The following is a 15,449-nucleotide window of genomic DNA, read 5'->3' on the forward strand; positions in this document are numbered from 1 at the left end:
AAGTCAGAAAGTCAGAAAGGAACCACCTTCGTGTCCGAAGAGATCTGGCAGTGGTCGGCCGTCCAGACGGCCGACGCCATCAAGAACGGTGTCATCAGCTCCCGCGAGGCGGTCGCCTCGACGCTGCAGCGGATCGAGGAGGTCAACCCCGTCGTCAACGCGCTGGTCGAGGTCCTGGCCGACAACGCCCTCGCCGCCGCCGACGAGGCCGACGCGCGCCGTCGGGCCGGCGAGCCCCTCGGACCGCTCCACGGCGTGCCGGTGACCACGAAGGTCAACACCGACCAGGCCGGCTGCGCCACCACCAACGGCGTCACCGCATTCCGCGACGCGGTGGTCGACCGTGACTCCCCGACCATCGAGAACTGGCGCAAGGCCGGCGCGGTGTTCGTCGGCCGGTCCAACACCCCCGCATTCTCCATCCGCTGGTTCACCGACAACGAGCTGCACGGGCGCACCCGCAACCCGTGGAACCCCGAGCGCACGCCGGGTGGGTCGAGTGGTGGCGCGGCCGCAGCGGTCTCCACGGGCATGGGACACATCGCGCACGGCAACGACGTCGGCGGGTCCATCCGGTACCCCGCCGCGGCCTGCGGCGTCGTGGGCCTGCGGCCCACCCCCGGCCGGGTGCCGACCTGGAACATGGCCGAGGACCAGGACCAGCTGCTCGCGGCGCAGACGATGTGGGTGCAGGGCCCGCTCGCACGCTCGGTCGCCGACGCCGAGCTCGGCCTGCGCGCCATGGCCGCTCCCAACCCGCGTGACCCGCACTACGTGCCGGCCCCGCTCCACGGGGCACCTCTCCAGCGCCGACGGGTGGCAGTCCTGCGTGACGTCGGCGTGGCAGCGCTGGATCCGGCGGTCGACGCCGCGATCACCGCCGCGGCCGGTTGGTTCCAGGACGCCGGCTACGAGGTGGAAGGGGTCCAGCTCCCCCTCTTCGCCGAGGCGTGGCGGCTGTGGTGGCAGCTCGTCCAGGGCGTGGAGTTCGAGGACCTCGGGCGGCTCATCGAGCAGCACGGCGACGAGGCGATCCGCAAGTCCGCGGACAACCAGTTCGCCGTCACCAAACGGATGCACAGCGACTTCGGCCTGGACGCGTATATGCGCGGGTACGGCCGACGCGCCACGCTCATGCGTCAGCTCCAGCTGTTCCTCCAGGACTTCCCCGTGCTGCTCACGCCCATCTCGGCCGAGCGCACGTTCGAGATCGACGCCGACCTGCAGGACGTGGACCGCATGGAGCAGGTCATCAACGCGCAGTGGCCGATGATGTCTCTCGCGCTGCTCGGGTTCCCGGGGCTCTCCGTCCCGGTTTCCCGCGGCGACGGCCTGCCGATCGGTGTGCAGCTCGTGGGGCAGAAATTCCGTGAGGACGTGATCCTCGAGGCCGGACGGGTGATCGAGGCGCGCAACGACGTCTCCGCGCCCATCGACCCCGTCTTCAGCTCGGTGGCGCAGGCGGCTCGGTCGTAGGCGTCCTAACCAGGTGCCGGCGGGGAGCCAGATGATCGTCATCTGGCTCCCCACCGGTGCGCCGAAAGCTGGTGGGGGCCAGCCGGGCCGCGTTCGCCGGTCAGCCGGCGCGCTTCTGCAGCAGCCGGACCTGGTGGCCCTCCGGGCCGAGCACCCAGGCATACCGCAGCCGGCCGTCGGGGGAGTCCATGGGCGGACGGACTGAGCTGCCGCCCGCCCGTAGGGCGCGCTCGTAGAGCGCATCGACGTCGCCCACCCACAGCGCCACCTCGGCGGACCGGGTCTCGCTGGCGGCGACGCCGAGACCCGCGATGCGGTTCGCCGCCCGGATCGAGTCGAAGCCGATCCGGAGGCCGGCGGCGTCGACCTCGATCTTCTCTGGAGCCTCGGCCTTGGGTGAGACGAACACCCGCGGCATTCCGAGCGCCTCGAAGAACCGGGCGCAGCGCTCGACGTCCTCACAGAAGAAATTGACCTGAGCGCCCGCGACGTCGGACTCCGTCTCCGGGGCGCCCCCGTCCAGACGGTGCGCCGTTCTCCCGGTCCCGCTCGTGGCGCCGTCGCCAAGGGCTGTCGTCATGCGGTGCAGACTAACGATCGGCCGAGAACCGGCCGACTCGTCGAAGGGCACGTCCATGGGGTTCGTCCTCGTCACCGGTGCGACCGGAACGCTCGGGCAACAGGTCGTCGCCCGGCTCCTCGCCTCCGGGCGCCAGGTCCGCGCCCTCACCCACCGGTCCGCCGTCGTACTGCCGGACGGCGTGGAGCGGATGCCGGGCGACCTCACCTCCGGCGAGGGTCTCGCGGCCGCGCTCGCCGGCGTGGACACGGTCGTCCACGCCGCCTCGAACCCGGCCGACCCGTGGGCGACCGACGTGGAGGGGACCGAGAAGCTCCTCGCCGCCATTGCCGCACAGGCCACACCGGCGAGGATTCTCCACGTCTCGATCGTCGGCGTGGACCGCAGCGAGCTGTCGCACTACCGCGCCAAGTACGCCGCGGAACAACGGGTGGCCGCCTCCGGCACCGCCTGGGACATCCTCCGCGCCACCCAGTTCCACACCCTCGCGGTGACGGTGCTGCGCTCCGTCACCGACGCGAACGGCGTCATCACCGTGCCGGCGGACGTCTTCCTCCAGCCGGTCGACGTCGCCGACGTCGCCGACCGGCTCGTCGCCCTGCTGGCGCGCCCGGCCAAGCGTCGCGTGATGCTGTTCGGCGGGCCGGAGGTGCTGAGCGTGGAGCGCCTGGCCCGGGACTACGTGGCGGCCGGCGGCGCGCGGAGCGTCCAGACAGGTCCGGTCGAGCACCGACTGCTCACCGCGTGGCGCTCGGGCCACCAGCTCGTCCCCGACCACACCGACGGATCCGTGACGTGGCGGCGGTACCTGGACCTCCGTTGTCCTCGAGGGGCGACCGGGGCTCAGCCACTTCCCTGACGGTCCGGGAAGGACTCTGGGCCGCGCTCGGCGCCGGCGGCGCCGTCGTCCGTGACGGCCACGGGCTCTGGCGTTGTCGCGGGCTCCGCCGCTGCCCCGGCAGTGACCAGGAAGGCGTCTACCCAGCGGGCGCCGGGGTCGGGGTCGATGAGGACGGCCTTGAAGAACAGGGTGAGCGGCACCGCGAGCAGGGCGCCGAGCGGGCCGACGACGAGCGCCCAGAACACCAGCGAGACGAACGTGACGGTGGGACTCAGGCCGACGACGTCGCCGGTGATCTTGGGCTGGATGATGGACTGGATGGTGAAGTTGATGACGCTGTAGAGGGCGACGACCCACAGCATCGAGCTCACGCCGCCGTCGAGGAGCGCCACGAGCGCGGGCGGGACGAGCCCGAGGACGAAGCCGATGTTGGGGATGTAGTTCGTGACGAACGCGAGCACGCCCCAAGTCACCGCGAGCGGCACCCCGATCACGGAGAGGGCGACGACGTCCACGGCGGCGACGATCAGGCCGAACACCGTGGCGACGATCCAGTACCGGCCCACCGCGACGACGAAGCCCGACAATGCGTCGGACAGCTGGGGCCTCGCCCGTGCCAGCAGGCGGCGCCGGCTGGCCGTGTCAGTGGAGTCGAGGGCGAGGAAGAACATCACCACGACGAGCAGCGCGACCTGCGCCCCGGCAGCGCTCAGGCCGCTCGCGGCCCGGCGCAGGAGCCCGAGGACGCTGTTGAAGTCGACAGCCCCGAGGAGTTGGTTGATGCCGGCCACCTGCAGGCCCAGGGTGGCGAGCCAGTCCGAGACGGTCTGGTAGAGGCCTTCGAACTCCGGCGCGTACTGGGGCAGCGTCGTCGAGAGCTGGGCGATCGACCAGCCCAGCGCGACGGCGAGGACCACGAGCACCAGATAGAGCGCAAGGAGCACCAGGAGGGCCGCGAGCATCCGGTGCATGCCGAGCCGCACGAGCCGGCGCTGCACCGGCCGGCCGGCGACGACGAGCGTCAGGGCGAAGAACGCCGGCGCGACGATGCTCTGTGCTGCGTGCATCCCCGCGGCGACGACCACCAGGCCGGCGAGGGTGAGGACAAGGGCCAGGGTCGAGGGGACCCGGCCGGCCGCCGTGGCGGGCGGTTCCGGGTTCGGGACGGCCACGGCGCCATCTTGCCAACCGCACGCCGCGCTCGCCCGCGGGACGGTGGGCCGCCGGTGCGCTCGACGCCGATCTACCTCCGAGCTCCTCGGGCAGTTGACCCGGCGAGCGGGCGACAGCGGTCAGCGGTGTCCGTCCCGCCGTCCCAGCCCCGCGTCGCGCGCCCGCGCCACCGCGGCTGCCCGGTCGCTGACCTGAAGCTTCACAAGGATCGTCGAGACGTTGTTGCGCACCGTCTTCTCGGAGAGCACGAGCCGGGTGGCAATCGCGTGGTTGCCGAGCCCCTGCGCCACCAGGGCGAGGATGTCCTCCTCCCGGGGCGTCAGCTCGGGGAAGAGCCGGGCGGTGGGCTCCGGCTGCCGCGTGAGGAGCTCGGTCACGCGCCGCCCCACCTGCGCCCCGTACACGGCGCCGCCGCCGGCCACGGTGAGAATGGCCTGGACGATCTCCTCGCGCTCGGCGCCCTTCAGGAGGTAGCCGCGCGCCCCCGCCCGCAGCCCGCCCCGGACGGCGTCGTGGTCGGCGTGCATGGTGAGCACGAGGACGGGCAGCTCCGGGAACCGGTCGAGGAGGGTGCGGATGACCGTGTACCCGTCGACGCCGGGCATGTCGAGGTCGGTGAGCACGACGTCCGCCCTGACCCGCTCGACGAGCGCCAGCAGGCCGGCTCCGTCGCTCGCCTCGCCGACGACCTCGACCGCGGCCGATCCGTCGAGCGCGGCGCGCAGGCCGTAGCGGAACATCGGGTGGTCGTCGGCGAGAACCACCCGGACCGGCCGCGTCACGGCACCCTCGCCGCGGCGGTCAGTCCCGGCGCGGGCGGTCCCTCGACCGCCGCGGTCACACTGGAGGTCCCGGCCAGAGGGAGGTCGAGAACCACGATCGTGCCGCGGGGCGTCGGCGTCGTGGTCAGCTCGCCACCCAGGACGTCGGCCCGCTGCCGCATCGAGGCGAGTCCGACCCCCGGCACCGCACCCGCCGAGAACCCCACGCCGTCGTCGGCCACCCGCAGCACGACCCGCCCGCCGGTCACCCGCACGTCCACCGTGGCCCGGGTTGCCCGGGCGTGGCGGCGCACGTTGGTGACGGCCTCGAGCGCGACCCGATACACGGCGTCCTCCACGGCGGGCGGCATCGGCGGGAGGGTCCCGACGGTGACATCGACGGCGAGCGGCGAGCCCGAGGTGGCCAGGCCCTGGTCGAGGGCCGCGGCGAGGCCGTGCTCGGCGACCGGTGCCGGGCGCAGGTCCTCGAGGATGCGGCGCACCTCCGTGACGGCCGCCGACACCTCCGTTCCGAGCACGGACACGATCTCCCGGGCGCGCGCGGCGTCGCCCGCCTCGACGGCGTCGTCGAGCGCCCGCAGACCCAGCCCCACGCCCGTGAGTGACGGCCCCAGGCCGTCGTGCAGGTCCCGGCGCAGCCGGTCACGTTCCGCGCGCCGGGCGTCGACGACGGCGTCGCGCTGGCGCTCGAGCGCCGAGGCGAGGTCGAGGGCACGGACGAGCACGGCGACCTGCGGCGCCATCGCCGCCACGAGACGCTCGTCCGGCGCGGAGTACCGCTCGCCGGGCCCGCGCGGCGCGAGCTGCAGGGTCCCCACCAGCTCGCCGCCGACGGTCAGCGGCGCGGCGAGGGCGCCGGGCGGCGCGGCGGGCGCGTCATGCGACGCGGCGAGGGTGCCCGACACGGCCAGCACCTCGCCGTCGGGCCGGATGATGCGGGCGCCGGCGGCGCGCACGGCGGTGCGGACCCCCGTGAGGACGGCGTCGAGCAGGTCCCGGTCCTGCGCGGCCGCCATCCGGTCGCCGAGGTCTGCCACGGCGCGGACGGGGTCCGATCGGTGCCCGTAGAGCAGGCGATCCACCCCGCGCTGCAGCCGGACCCGCAGTGGCGTCAGCCCGACGGCGACGACGGCGGCCGCGACCACCCCGGGCAGCGCGCCGCCGGTGAGCCGGGCCCCGGTCACGAGGGCGACGACCGCGTGAAGGGTGACGATGGCGGCCGTCAGCGCCGCGTACACCAGGCCGCGCCTGAGGACGACCTCGATCCCCAGCAGCCGGTACCGCAGGATGCCCACGGCGACCGCCGCGGGCAGCAGGTACAGGCCCGCCGCCTGCGCCACATCGCGGCGGTGGAGTCCCCGAGGGACTGGGTGAGCAGGATGACCACCACCGCGGTGAGCAGCCACGCCAGCTGCTGGCGCTCGGGGCGCCGTGCCCGCACGAGGCGCCCCACGCACGCCGTCCACACCGCCAACGTGGCCGCGGCGTACACCGCGGTGGGCGCCCACACGAGCCAGGCCGGTTGCGAGGAGCCCGGGGCGGGCGAGAACGGCCACGCCCACGTGTCGCCGAGCTCGGAGAGGAGCCACTGCACCTCCATGAGCGCCGAACCGGCGAGCACGGCGATGACCGGGACACGCCAGCGTGGGCCGGGCAGCCGTCCGGAGGGGTAGAGCACGGGCAGCAGCCCCAGGAGCGCGAAGATGAGGAAGCCCCCGGCGACGCCGAGGGCCAGCCCGGCGCCGCGGCCGTCCCAGGGGTACGCCGGGTCGCCACCGCCCAGCACGCCCACGCGGGCGAGGGACTCCTCCGCCAGGCTCAGCTGCGTCGTCGTGCCGACCACGAGCATCAGCCACCCGAGGACGTTGCGGGGGCGGTGCCAGGTCAGGACGGCGCCGATGCCGGACCACGCGAGCCCCACGAGGGAGAGGGCGACCTGCACGAGCGCGACCGAGGTGGGCTCGCCGGACCGGTGCTGCCACTCGGCCCAGCCGCCCCACACCGCCGCGACCAGGCTGACCAGCAGCAGCCCGGTACCGGCCGCCCGTCGTGCCCGCATGTCGCACAGTCTGGGGCACCGGTGCGGGCAATTGGCGCCAGTCGGTGTCCCGATGTCCCGGGCACGTTGCCCGGGTCGTCGGGACCGCCGCCTCTGTCGCCCGGCGCCGGGGCGCCGAAGGATCCCGGTGGAGCGGGCGCCAGCGGGGCGCCGGCCGTCCCGAAAGGAAGCCCCTCATGGCCTCGACCTCCGTCGACCAGGTCGTCCCCAGCACCGTCCGCGACCGGCGCTACCTGCTGTTCCGGATCTTCGCGGTCCTCGTCGCGCTCGTGTTCGTCGTCCTGTTCGGGGTGTGGCAGTCGATCCTCACCCCGTGGGTGGTCTTCCCCGACGCCACCGACCACGGCTGGGTGCGCACGCCGGAGCTGCACCGATACGCCGACGCCGCCGCCGCGGCCGGCATGGGCGCCGCCGGTGTGGGGGCGCTCGTGGCGGCGCTGCGGCCCGCCCGCCGCTCCGGCCTGGTCGCCTGGGTCGGCGCCACCCTGGCCATCATCGGCGTCGGCAGCATCGCCTCGGTCCTCCTCCAGCAGCACACCGGCCTGCTCGGGGCGCTGGTGCAGGGACTGGTCACCGTGGCCGTGACCGCAGCGCCCTTCGTGCTGCTCCACCCCGAGCGCAGGGCGGTGCTGCGCGGCGGTGCCGCGGTCGGGGTGGGACCCGCGGGCGGGTCCGGGCCCGTGGGCGTCGCGCGGATCGCGCTGGTCGTGCTCGGCGGCGCCGGCGTCGTGCTGGCCCTGGGGGCGCTGGTCTGGCGCCTGACCGGCGGGATCGTCGAGAGCCCTGCCGAGGACGACGTGCTCAGCTTCATGATCCTCGGCTCGTCGGTCGCTGCCGGCAGCCTGCTGTGCCTGACCGGCCGGGAGGGCTGGCGCGCGCTCGCGGTGATCCTCGCCGTCGTGGCGGCCTACGCCGTCACCGGCGGCCTGTCCCTCGCGCTGGGGTAGGGAGGCGGGACCGCCCTCGCGGCCCAGGCCCGGATGTCTATGCTCGCCATATGTCCAACGACGGGCAGCAGGACGACGTGCGCCACCGCGCCGCGACCAACTCCGGCGGCGCGGCATCGACCGCGCTCGCGACCGACCCGCGGCCGGCGCCGCCGGGCGAGCTCCACGTCCCGGCCCACCCGGTCCGCGTGGTCACCGCCGCCAGCCTCTTCGACGGCCACGACGCCGCCATCAACATCATCCGCCGCATCCTGCAGGCGCAGGGCTGCGAGGTCATCCACCTCGGCCACGACCGCTCGGTCGACGACGTCGTCACCGCCGCCGTCCAGGAGGACGCCCAGGCCGTGGCCATCTCGTCCTACCAGGGCGGGCACATGGAGTACTTCGCCTACCTCGTCCAGCGCCTGCGGGAGGAGGGCTGCGGCCACGTCAAGGTCTTCGGCGGCGGCGGGGGCGTCATCGTCCCCGACGAGATCGCCCGGCTCGCCGAGCTCGGCGTCCACATCTTCTCCCCGGAGGACGGTCAGCGGCTGGGCCTGGCGCCCATGGTCAACACGGTCGTGCGCGAGGCCGACGTCGACCCGCTCGACGCCGCCGGCGGCCCGCCCGACCCCGACGACCTGCTGGCCGGCGACGCCCGGGCGCTGGCCCGCACCCTCACCGCCGTCGAGCTCGGCCGCCTGCCCGACGAACATCGAAAAGTTTCACGTGAAACCGCTGCGCGCTCCACCGTCCCTGTGCTAGGTGTCACCGGCACCGGCGGCTCGGGCAAGTCCTCCCTGACCGACGAGCTGCTCATCCGTGCCCGCCTGGACCAGGGCGACGCGCTGCGGATCGTCGTGCTCGCCGTCGACCCCACCCGCCGGCGCGGCGGCGGGGCGCTGCTGGGCGACCGCATCCGGATGAACGCCCTGGGCCCGCACGTCTTCTTCCGCTCCGTCGCCACCCGCGGCGCCGGCGGGGACCTGCCCGCCGCCCTGGACGACATGGTCGCCGCCGCCAAGGCCTGGGGCGCCGACCTCGTCATCGTCGAGACCCCGGGCATCGGCCAGGGCGACGCCGGCGTCGTCGATCACGTCGACGTGCCCGTCTACGTCATGACCCCCGAGTTCGGCGCGGCCACCCAGCTCGAGAAGATCGACATGCTCGACCTGGCCGAGGTCGTCGTCATCAACAAGTTCGACCGCCGCGGCGCCGAGGACGCCCTGCGCGACGTGCGCCGCCAGGTGGCCCGCAACCGCCTCGCCTTCGCCGCCCCGCCGGAGGAGCTGCCGGTCTTCGGCACCGTCGCCTCCCGCGTCAACGACGACGGCGTCACCGCCCTGTACCAACACCTGCGCGACCTGCTCGCCGCCCGGGGGCTGCCCGTGCGCGAGCCCCTGCTCGCCCCGGTCCCCGGCCGGGTCTCCACCCAGGTCGCCCCGCTCGTCCCGGTCGCCCGGGTGGGCTACCTCGCCGAGTCCGCCGAGGCGGTGCGCGCCTACCACCGCCGCAGCGCCGAGCAGGCCGGCGCCGTCCGCGACCTCCAGCGCCTCACCGACGCCCGGGACCTGCTCAGCACCCGCCTCGCCGGCGCGCCGCCGGACCTGGACGACGCCGTCGCCGACGCCGCCGAGCAGGTGGGGGAGGACAGCCGCGCCCTGCTCGCCGAGTGGCCCACCCTCGCCGCCGCGGCGCAGTCGATCGAGCCGGCCCTGTCGCTGGCCGGCACCCCGGTGCCGCGGCTGGCCCTGCCGCGCCTGCACGACGACGGCGACCGGCTCACCTGGCTGCGCGGGGAGCACCTGCCCGGCCACTTCCCCTACACCGCCGGGGTGTTCACCCGCCGGCGCACCGACGAGCACCCCGCCCGCATGTTCGCCGGCGAGGGGGAACCGGCCCGCACCAACCGCCGCTTCCACCTGCTCGCCGAGGGCCAGCCCGCCGCCCGCCTGTCGACGGCGTTCGACTCCGTCACCCTCTACGGCGCCGACCCCGACGAGCGGCCGGACGTCTACGGCCGGGTCGGCAACTCCGGGGTGTCGATCGCGACGCTGGAGGACATGAAGGCCCTGTACGCCGGGTTCGACCTGTGCGCGCCCAACACCTCGGTGTCGATGACCATCAACGGCCCGGCGCCGACCATCCTGGCGATGTTCCTCAACACCGCCATCGACCAGCGGCTGGCGGCCTTCGCCGCCGAGCGGGGCCGGCCGCCGTCGGCCGGGGAGGCGGCGGAGATCCGCGCCTACGTGCTGCGCACCGTGCGCGGCACCGTCCAGGCGGACATCCTCAAGGAGGACCAGGGGCAGAACACCTGCATCTTCTCCACCGACTTCGCCCTGAAGGTCATGGCGGACGTGCAGGAGTGGTTCGTCGCCCACGAGGTGCGCCGTTTCTACTCGGTGTCCATCAGCGGCTACCACATCGCCGAGGCCGGGGCGAACCCCATCAGCCAGCTCGCCTTCACCCTCGCCAACGGGCTGACCTACGTCGAGGCCTACCTCGCCCGCGGCATGGCGATCGACGACTTCGCGCCCAACCTGTCCTTCTTCTTCTCCAACGGCATGGACCCCGAGTACTCGGTGCTCGGGCGGGTGGCGCGGCGGATCTGGGCGATCGTGCTGCGCGACCGGTACGGCGCGAACGCGCGCAGCCAGCGGCTGAAGTACCACATCCAGACCTCCGGGCGGTCCCTGCACGCCCAGGAGATGGCGTTCAACGACATCCGCACCACCCTGCAGGCCCTCATCGCCCTGTACGACGCCGCCAACTCCCTGCACACCAACGCCTACGACGAGGCGGTCACGACGCCGACGGCGGAGTCGGTGCGCCGGGCCCTGGCCATCCAGCTCATCATCAACCAGGAGTGGGGCCCGATGATGAACGAGAACCCCAACCAGGGCTCGTTCCTCCTCGCCGAGCTCACCGACCTGGTCGAGCGGGCCGTGCTCGACGAGCTCGACCGCATCTCCGCCCGCGGCGGCGTCCTCGGCGCCATGGAGACCGGCTACCAGCGCGGGCGGATCCAGGACGAGTCGATGCTCTACGAGCAGCGCAAGCACGACGGGTTGCTGCCCATCGTCGGGGTGAACACCTTCCGGGTCCCCGACGGCGAGGCCCCGCCCACCGACCCGCTGCGCCTGGCCCGCTCCACCGAGGAGGAGAAGCGCGGGCAGGTCGAGCGGCTGCGCGCCTTCCAGGCCGCCCACGGCGCCGAGCGGCCGGCGGCGCTGGCCCGGCTGCGGGCCGCGGCGCTCGCGGGCGAGAACGTCTTCGACGTGCTCATGGGTGTCGTGCGGGTGTGCTCGCTGGGGGAGATCTCCCAGGCGCTGTTCGACGTGGGCGGAAAGTACCGGCGCAACGTCTGACCGGGCCGGGCTACGCCGGAAGCGGCTTAGCGAGGAAGTCGAGGACGAGGTCGACCAGCCGGTCCGGCTGCTCCTCGATGACGTAGTGGCCGGCGCCGTCGATCGTGCCCAGCTCGACGTGGTCGGCGTACGCCTGATGGCCGGCGAGGCTGCGGGCCGAGGCCTCCGGCGAGAAGACCTTGTCCTCGGAGCCCACGAGCACCAGGGTCGGCGTGCGCAGCCGTGTGCGGCGGTGCGTGCCGCGCAGGATGTGCCCGACAGTGGAAATAACCGTCCGGCGGTACGTCGCCGAGGTGGCACGGGCCCGCGCGGGGTCACGGAACTGGGCGAGGAAGACCTCGACGTCCTCGGGCGGGAGCGCCGCGGGATCGACACGGAAGTCCTCGAGCATGTGCCGGGCGACCGGCTGCCGGCCCCGTCCCATGACCGCGGGCCCCAGGCCGGGAAGGGCCACCACCTCCTGGTGCCACAGGTGCCGGAAGGCCGGGAGGATCCGCAGGTCCAGCCGGGCGAAGAACGGCGGGACACCGAGGGCGACGTGGCGCCTGACGCGGTCGGGGTGGGCGTAGCAGAGACCGAAGCCGGGGATGGCGCCCAGGTCGTGGCTGACGAGGTCGACGCTGTCGAGCCCGAGAGCGTCCAGCAGCGCGACGTGGTCGGCGACGATCTGGTCGCAGGTGTACCCGCGGCGCGGGGCCGCGCTCCACCCGGTCCCGCGCTGGTCCGGGCAGATGACGCGGTAGCGCTCGGCCAGCCGCGGGAGCACCGGGTGCCACGCCCACCAGTGCTGCGGCGAGCCGTGCAGCAGCACGAGCGGTTCGCCGCTGCCCGCCTCGGCCACGTGCACGCGCACCCCGGACAGATCGACGAACCGATGCTCGACGCCCTCGAGCTGCGGCATGGGCGGAGGGCCGGCGCGAGTCCCTCGGGCGGTTGCCGGCCGGACGACGGCGCCACGCGGGCGCCCGGTGCGCTCCATGGGCAGGAACCTACGCCGGGCGCGCCGCCCTGTCACTACGCCTGTAGTGGTGGCTCGGTGCCGGCCGAGGCCTGGGTGTGCCGCCGCCGTCGGGCCGCGAGCCACGCCAGCAGCAGCACCGTCATCGCCAGCGCCGTCACGCCCCAGTTGAGCAGCGTCAGCTCTCCGACGACGTCGCCCGGTCGCACCGTGCGGTCACGATCGGGATCCCCCGGCCCGCCCGGACTCAGCAGCCGCTGCATCCCACCCGCCACGAGAAGCCCCGTGGGTATCACCAGGAACAGCAGTCCCCAGCGCGACCCCGCCCGCCACGCGAGGGCGCACAGGGCGCCGATGGGCGCGGCGGCGGTGACCAGCCCCATGCCGGACTCGATGAGCGCGTCTCGCTCCGGCCGCTCACCGAAGAGCGGGGCGGCGTTGATGAGGGCGACGTACCCGTCCAAGACGAGGAGGCAGGCGCCGAGCATGACCGTGACGACGGTGAGGGGCCATGCTGCGGGGGAGGGTGCTCCGGTCCTCTCGGGACCACCGGCCGACGGGACGGCGCTGCTCGGCATGGCCCGAGCCTGGCAGGGGGTGCCCCGGCAGTCCAGGCTTTGCGGACGCTCAAGTCCATCGCTGGCGGCGGGTCAGCTCACAACGGGGTCGGCTCGCCGAGCAGTACCATCCCCGGCGGGAAGCGGCCGTCCACCACCGTCTGCACGCGCTCGCGGACCTCGCCGACGCTGCCGGCGTGCACGTGCAGCTCCCTGGTCGTCGGGCCGGGGTCGATCCGGTCGGCGTCGTCCTCGGACTCCATCCGCGGGTCGTCGGCCATCTCGGCGTGCAGGCCCGCGGTGCGCAACGCGTCCACCAGCAAGCTGGCGTCCCGTTTGGCGGTGTCGAGATCGGGGAACGTCACGGGGATGACGTAGGTGTTCATGCCGTCCATGCTGCCCGCGGTCACCGCGACGGCAACCGGTCGGGCCGTCGTCGGGCTGACCGACGCGCGGCTGCGATGGGGGTGTCCCGGCTCGCTTGCGAGCGGCCGCGGCCGCTCGTCGAGGCCGGGCGTCAGGGCCGGATCCGCGACATTCGGTCAGTCACCGGTAGAAATGTGGTACGTTCTTGCCCGTTCACAGGGCAAAGGACGCGGGACGCCAAGTCCTTGCAACGTTCAGGTCTGTACGGACTGATCGTGCCTGTCCCTGCGGACGAGAGAGCAGCCACCGGCCGGTGCGCCGCCGACAACGGACATGGAGGCACTGACCGCCTCCCGTCGGTGCAAGCGCTCCGCCCGGCAAGGGCCGTGTCCCCGGCTGCCCGCGCCGCCGAGCGGCGCGTGGCGGGAGCGCTCCCGCCTGCGCTGCTGAGCCGCGGCCGATGTGGAGCGCCCGGACGCTCGTCGCGTCCCCCGCCGAGCGGAACGGACCGACGAGAGGGTGGAGCACGTGGCGGGCCAGGAACTGGCGCAGCTGGGTATCGGAGTCGTGGTTGTCCTGCTGGTGGGCTTTTACGGGGGGACGTTCCTCATGTCCACCCGCATCGGCAAGAAGGACGAGGACGCCGACGCGTACATGACGGCCGGCAACAAGGTCGGCTTCGGCATCTCGGCGGCCAGCATGACCGCCACCTGGATCTGGGCCTCGTCGATGTACGCCTCGGCCACCTCGGGCTACACGTACGGCATCTCCGGGCCGATCCACTACGGGCTCTGGGGCGCCCTGATGATCCTGTTCATCTACCCCTTCGGCCGGCGCATCCGGAAGGTGGCGCCCAAGGCGCACACCCTCGCCGAGGTCATGCACGCCCGGCACGGCCGCTCGAGCCAGCTGATGCTCGCGGGCTCGAACGTCGTCGGCAGCGTCATCTCGCTGATGTCCAACTTCATCGCCGGCGGTGCGCTCATCGCGCTGCTGTCCCCGCTGACGTTCATCCAGGGCGTCGTCATCGTGGCCGGCGGGGTCCTGCTCTACACCCTGTGGTCTGGGTTCCGCGCCTCGGTTCTGACGGACTTCGCCCAGGTCATGGCGATGCTCGGCGCCGTCGCCGTCCTCGTCCCCGCCATCTTCTTCGCGGCCGGCTTCCCGGCCGCGTTCACCAGCGGTGCCGGGAACCTGACTGAACAACAGGGCTCGTTCTTCTCCTCGGACGCCTTCCTCAACCAGGGCGCGCCCTACATCGCCGCCGTGCTGGCCTACGCGATCGGGAACCAGACCATCGCCCAGCGCCTGTTCGCCGTGCGGGAGGACCTCATCAAGCCGACGTTCATCACCGCCACGATCGGTTACGGCGCGATGGTGATCGGCGTCGGGATGCTCGGGGTCCTGGCCCTGTACCTGGGCATGGAGCCCATGGGCGACGACCCGAACAACCTCGTGCCGCAGATGGCCGCCTCGTTCCTGCCGCCCATCCTGCTCGCGGTGTTCTTCGTGATGATCATCGGGGCGCTGTCCTCCACCGCGGACTCGGACCTCGCGGCGCTGTCCTCGATCGTGATGGCCGATGTCTACGGCCAGAACGTGGCCGGCAAGGACAAGGCCAACCCCCGGACGATGCTGCTCGTCGGGCGGGTGACGATGATCGTCGCCACCGCAGTGGCGGTCGCGTTCGCCAGCCTGCAGCTGAACATCCTCGACCTGCTCGTCTTCGTCGGGGCCCTCTGGGGCGCCCTCGTCTTCCCGGTCATCGCCAGCTTCTACTGGGACAAGGTCACCAACAAGGCGTTCACCGTCGCTGTGATCGCCGCGCTGGTCGCCTTCCTGCCCGTGCGGTTCGGCCTGGTGCCGCTCGGCGGCGGCGTCGGCATCGTCGTCGACGTGCTCGCCGTCATCGGCATCGGCGTCGTGCTGGGCCTGATGGCCTTCGGGTTCTTCGGCCTGAGGGTCGCCAAGATCGTCGGCGCGGTCGCCATCGTGCTCGCGGCGCCGTTCGCCGTCGGAGCCCTACACGAGTACGCGACGCTCAGCGCCTCGCTGCTCGCCTACGCCGTGAGCACCCTCGTCTGCTACTTCATGTCGTTCCGGGCCAAGGAGTCCTTCGACTTCGCGCTCATCGAGCAGCGCACCGGCGACTTCGACCAGGACGACGTGGCCGGGGACGTCCCGGCCGTCACCATGACCCGCACCAACTGACACCAGGAGGATCGGATGGAAACCATGCTCAGCGCTTACGTGCTCATGTGGCCGGCGGCGGTGTTCGTCATCATGACCGTCATCGCCCGCGGCTTCGCCAAGGACGTGCGCGAGGCGCGCGAGGAGGGGCGCGACGTCATCTGAGTCGT

General features: G+C 73.2%; 14 protein-coding genes. 6 read left to right on the forward strand and 8 right to left on the reverse strand.

Features of this window, described 5'->3' with window-relative positions; all coding sequences use genetic code 11:
• The first annotated feature begins 30 nt into the window (after positions 1–30).
• Positions 31–1,476, forward strand: coding sequence for an amidase family protein (locus GD970_RS05985; protein WP_152201941.1), 1,446 nt, complete (start codon positions 31–33; stop codon positions 1,474–1,476).
• Between the two features lie 100 nt (positions 1,477–1,576).
• Here the strand turns inward: GD970_RS05985 and GD970_RS05990 are convergent, their stop codons facing one another.
• Positions 1,577–2,056, reverse strand: a complete 480-nt coding sequence (locus tag GD970_RS05990; protein WP_170297146.1) for a VOC family protein — start codon at positions 2,054–2,056, stop codon at positions 1,577–1,579.
• Positions 2,057–2,111: 55 nt separating this feature from the next.
• Here GD970_RS05990 and GD970_RS05995 point away from each other — a divergent pair, with 55 nt between their 5' ends.
• A complete protein-coding gene (locus GD970_RS05995; RefSeq protein WP_170297147.1) occupies positions 2,112–2,915 on the forward strand; it encodes an SDR family oxidoreductase in 804 nt (267 codons plus the stop codon).
• On the opposite strand, the gene GD970_RS06000 is transcribed toward GD970_RS05995, so the two are convergent.
• The 4 genes from GD970_RS06000 to GD970_RS21525 all read right to left on the reverse strand — a co-directional run bounded on the left by GD970_RS06000 (position 2,900) and on the right by GD970_RS21525 (position 6,911).
• A complete protein-coding gene (locus GD970_RS06000) occupies positions 2,900–4,069 on the reverse strand; it encodes an AI-2E family transporter (protein WP_211489640.1) in 1,170 nt (389 codons plus the stop codon). The two genes, GD970_RS05995 and GD970_RS06000, sit on opposite strands and share 16 nt — an antisense overlap.
• 120 nt (positions 4,070–4,189) lie before the next feature.
• Positions 4,190–4,852 (reverse strand): response regulator transcription factor, encoded by a 663-nt coding sequence (locus GD970_RS06005; protein WP_152201948.1) that lies wholly within the window; start codon positions 4,850–4,852, stop codon positions 4,190–4,192.
• Positions 4,849–6,192 carry a sensor histidine kinase gene (locus GD970_RS21520; protein ID WP_170297148.1) on the reverse strand — a complete coding sequence of 448 codons (1,344 nt, stop codon included), beginning with the start codon at positions 6,190–6,192 and terminating at the stop codon, positions 4,849–4,851. The genes GD970_RS06005 and GD970_RS21520 overlap by 4 nt, the downstream gene beginning before the upstream one ends.
• The gene (locus GD970_RS21525; protein ID WP_170297149.1) at positions 6,075–6,911 is read right to left on the reverse strand and encodes a hypothetical protein; all 837 of its coding nucleotides are present in this window, start codon (positions 6,909–6,911) and stop codon (positions 6,075–6,077) included. The genes GD970_RS21520 and GD970_RS21525 overlap by 118 nt, the downstream gene beginning before the upstream one ends.
• A 176-nt stretch (positions 6,912–7,087) precedes the next feature.
• Between GD970_RS21525 and GD970_RS06015 the strand changes: the two genes are divergently transcribed.
• Both GD970_RS06015 and icmF read left to right on the forward strand, forming a co-directional pair.
• Entirely contained in the window at positions 7,088–7,858 is a 771-nt protein-coding gene (locus GD970_RS06015; protein WP_152201953.1) for a hypothetical protein, read from the forward strand.
• A gap of 50 nt (positions 7,859–7,908) precedes the next feature.
• Entirely contained in the window at positions 7,909–11,208 is a 3,300-nt protein-coding gene (gene icmF, locus GD970_RS06020; RefSeq protein ID WP_152201956.1) for a fused isobutyryl-CoA mutase/GTPase IcmF, read from the forward strand.
• A gap of 10 nt (positions 11,209–11,218) precedes the next feature.
• On the opposite strand, the gene GD970_RS06025 is transcribed toward icmF, so the two are convergent.
• From GD970_RS06025 to GD970_RS06035, 3 genes are all read right to left on the reverse strand, one after another.
• A complete protein-coding gene (locus tag GD970_RS06025; protein WP_211489641.1) occupies positions 11,219–12,109 on the reverse strand; it encodes an alpha/beta fold hydrolase in 891 nt (296 codons plus the stop codon).
• A gap of 113 nt (positions 12,110–12,222) precedes the next feature.
• Entirely contained in the window at positions 12,223–12,744 is a 522-nt protein-coding gene (locus GD970_RS06030; protein WP_152201961.1) for a hypothetical protein, read from the reverse strand.
• Between the two features lie 77 nt (positions 12,745–12,821).
• On the reverse strand, positions 12,822–13,109 hold the full coding sequence (locus GD970_RS06035) for a hypothetical protein (protein WP_152201963.1): 288 nt from the start codon (positions 13,107–13,109) through the stop codon (positions 12,822–12,824).
• 508 nt (positions 13,110–13,617) lie between these two features.
• Here GD970_RS06035 and GD970_RS06040 point away from each other — a divergent pair.
• Both GD970_RS06040 and GD970_RS22100 read left to right on the forward strand, forming a co-directional pair.
• Positions 13,618–15,300 carry a sodium:solute symporter family protein gene (locus tag GD970_RS06040; RefSeq protein ID WP_452179145.1) on the forward strand — a complete coding sequence of 561 codons (1,683 nt, stop codon included), beginning with the start codon at positions 13,618–13,620 and terminating at the stop codon, positions 15,298–15,300.
• Positions 15,301–15,315: 15 nt separating this feature from the next.
• Positions 15,316–15,444 carry a putative transporter small subunit gene (locus GD970_RS22100; RefSeq protein ID WP_211489642.1) on the forward strand — a complete coding sequence of 43 codons (129 nt, stop codon included), beginning with the start codon at positions 15,316–15,318 and terminating at the stop codon, positions 15,442–15,444.
• Positions 15,445–15,449: the final 5 nt, after the last annotated feature.

The organism is Georgenia thermotolerans (genome assembly GCF_009193185.1).
Lineage (GTDB): Bacteria > Actinomycetota > Actinomycetes > Actinomycetales > Actinomycetaceae > Georgenia > Georgenia thermotolerans.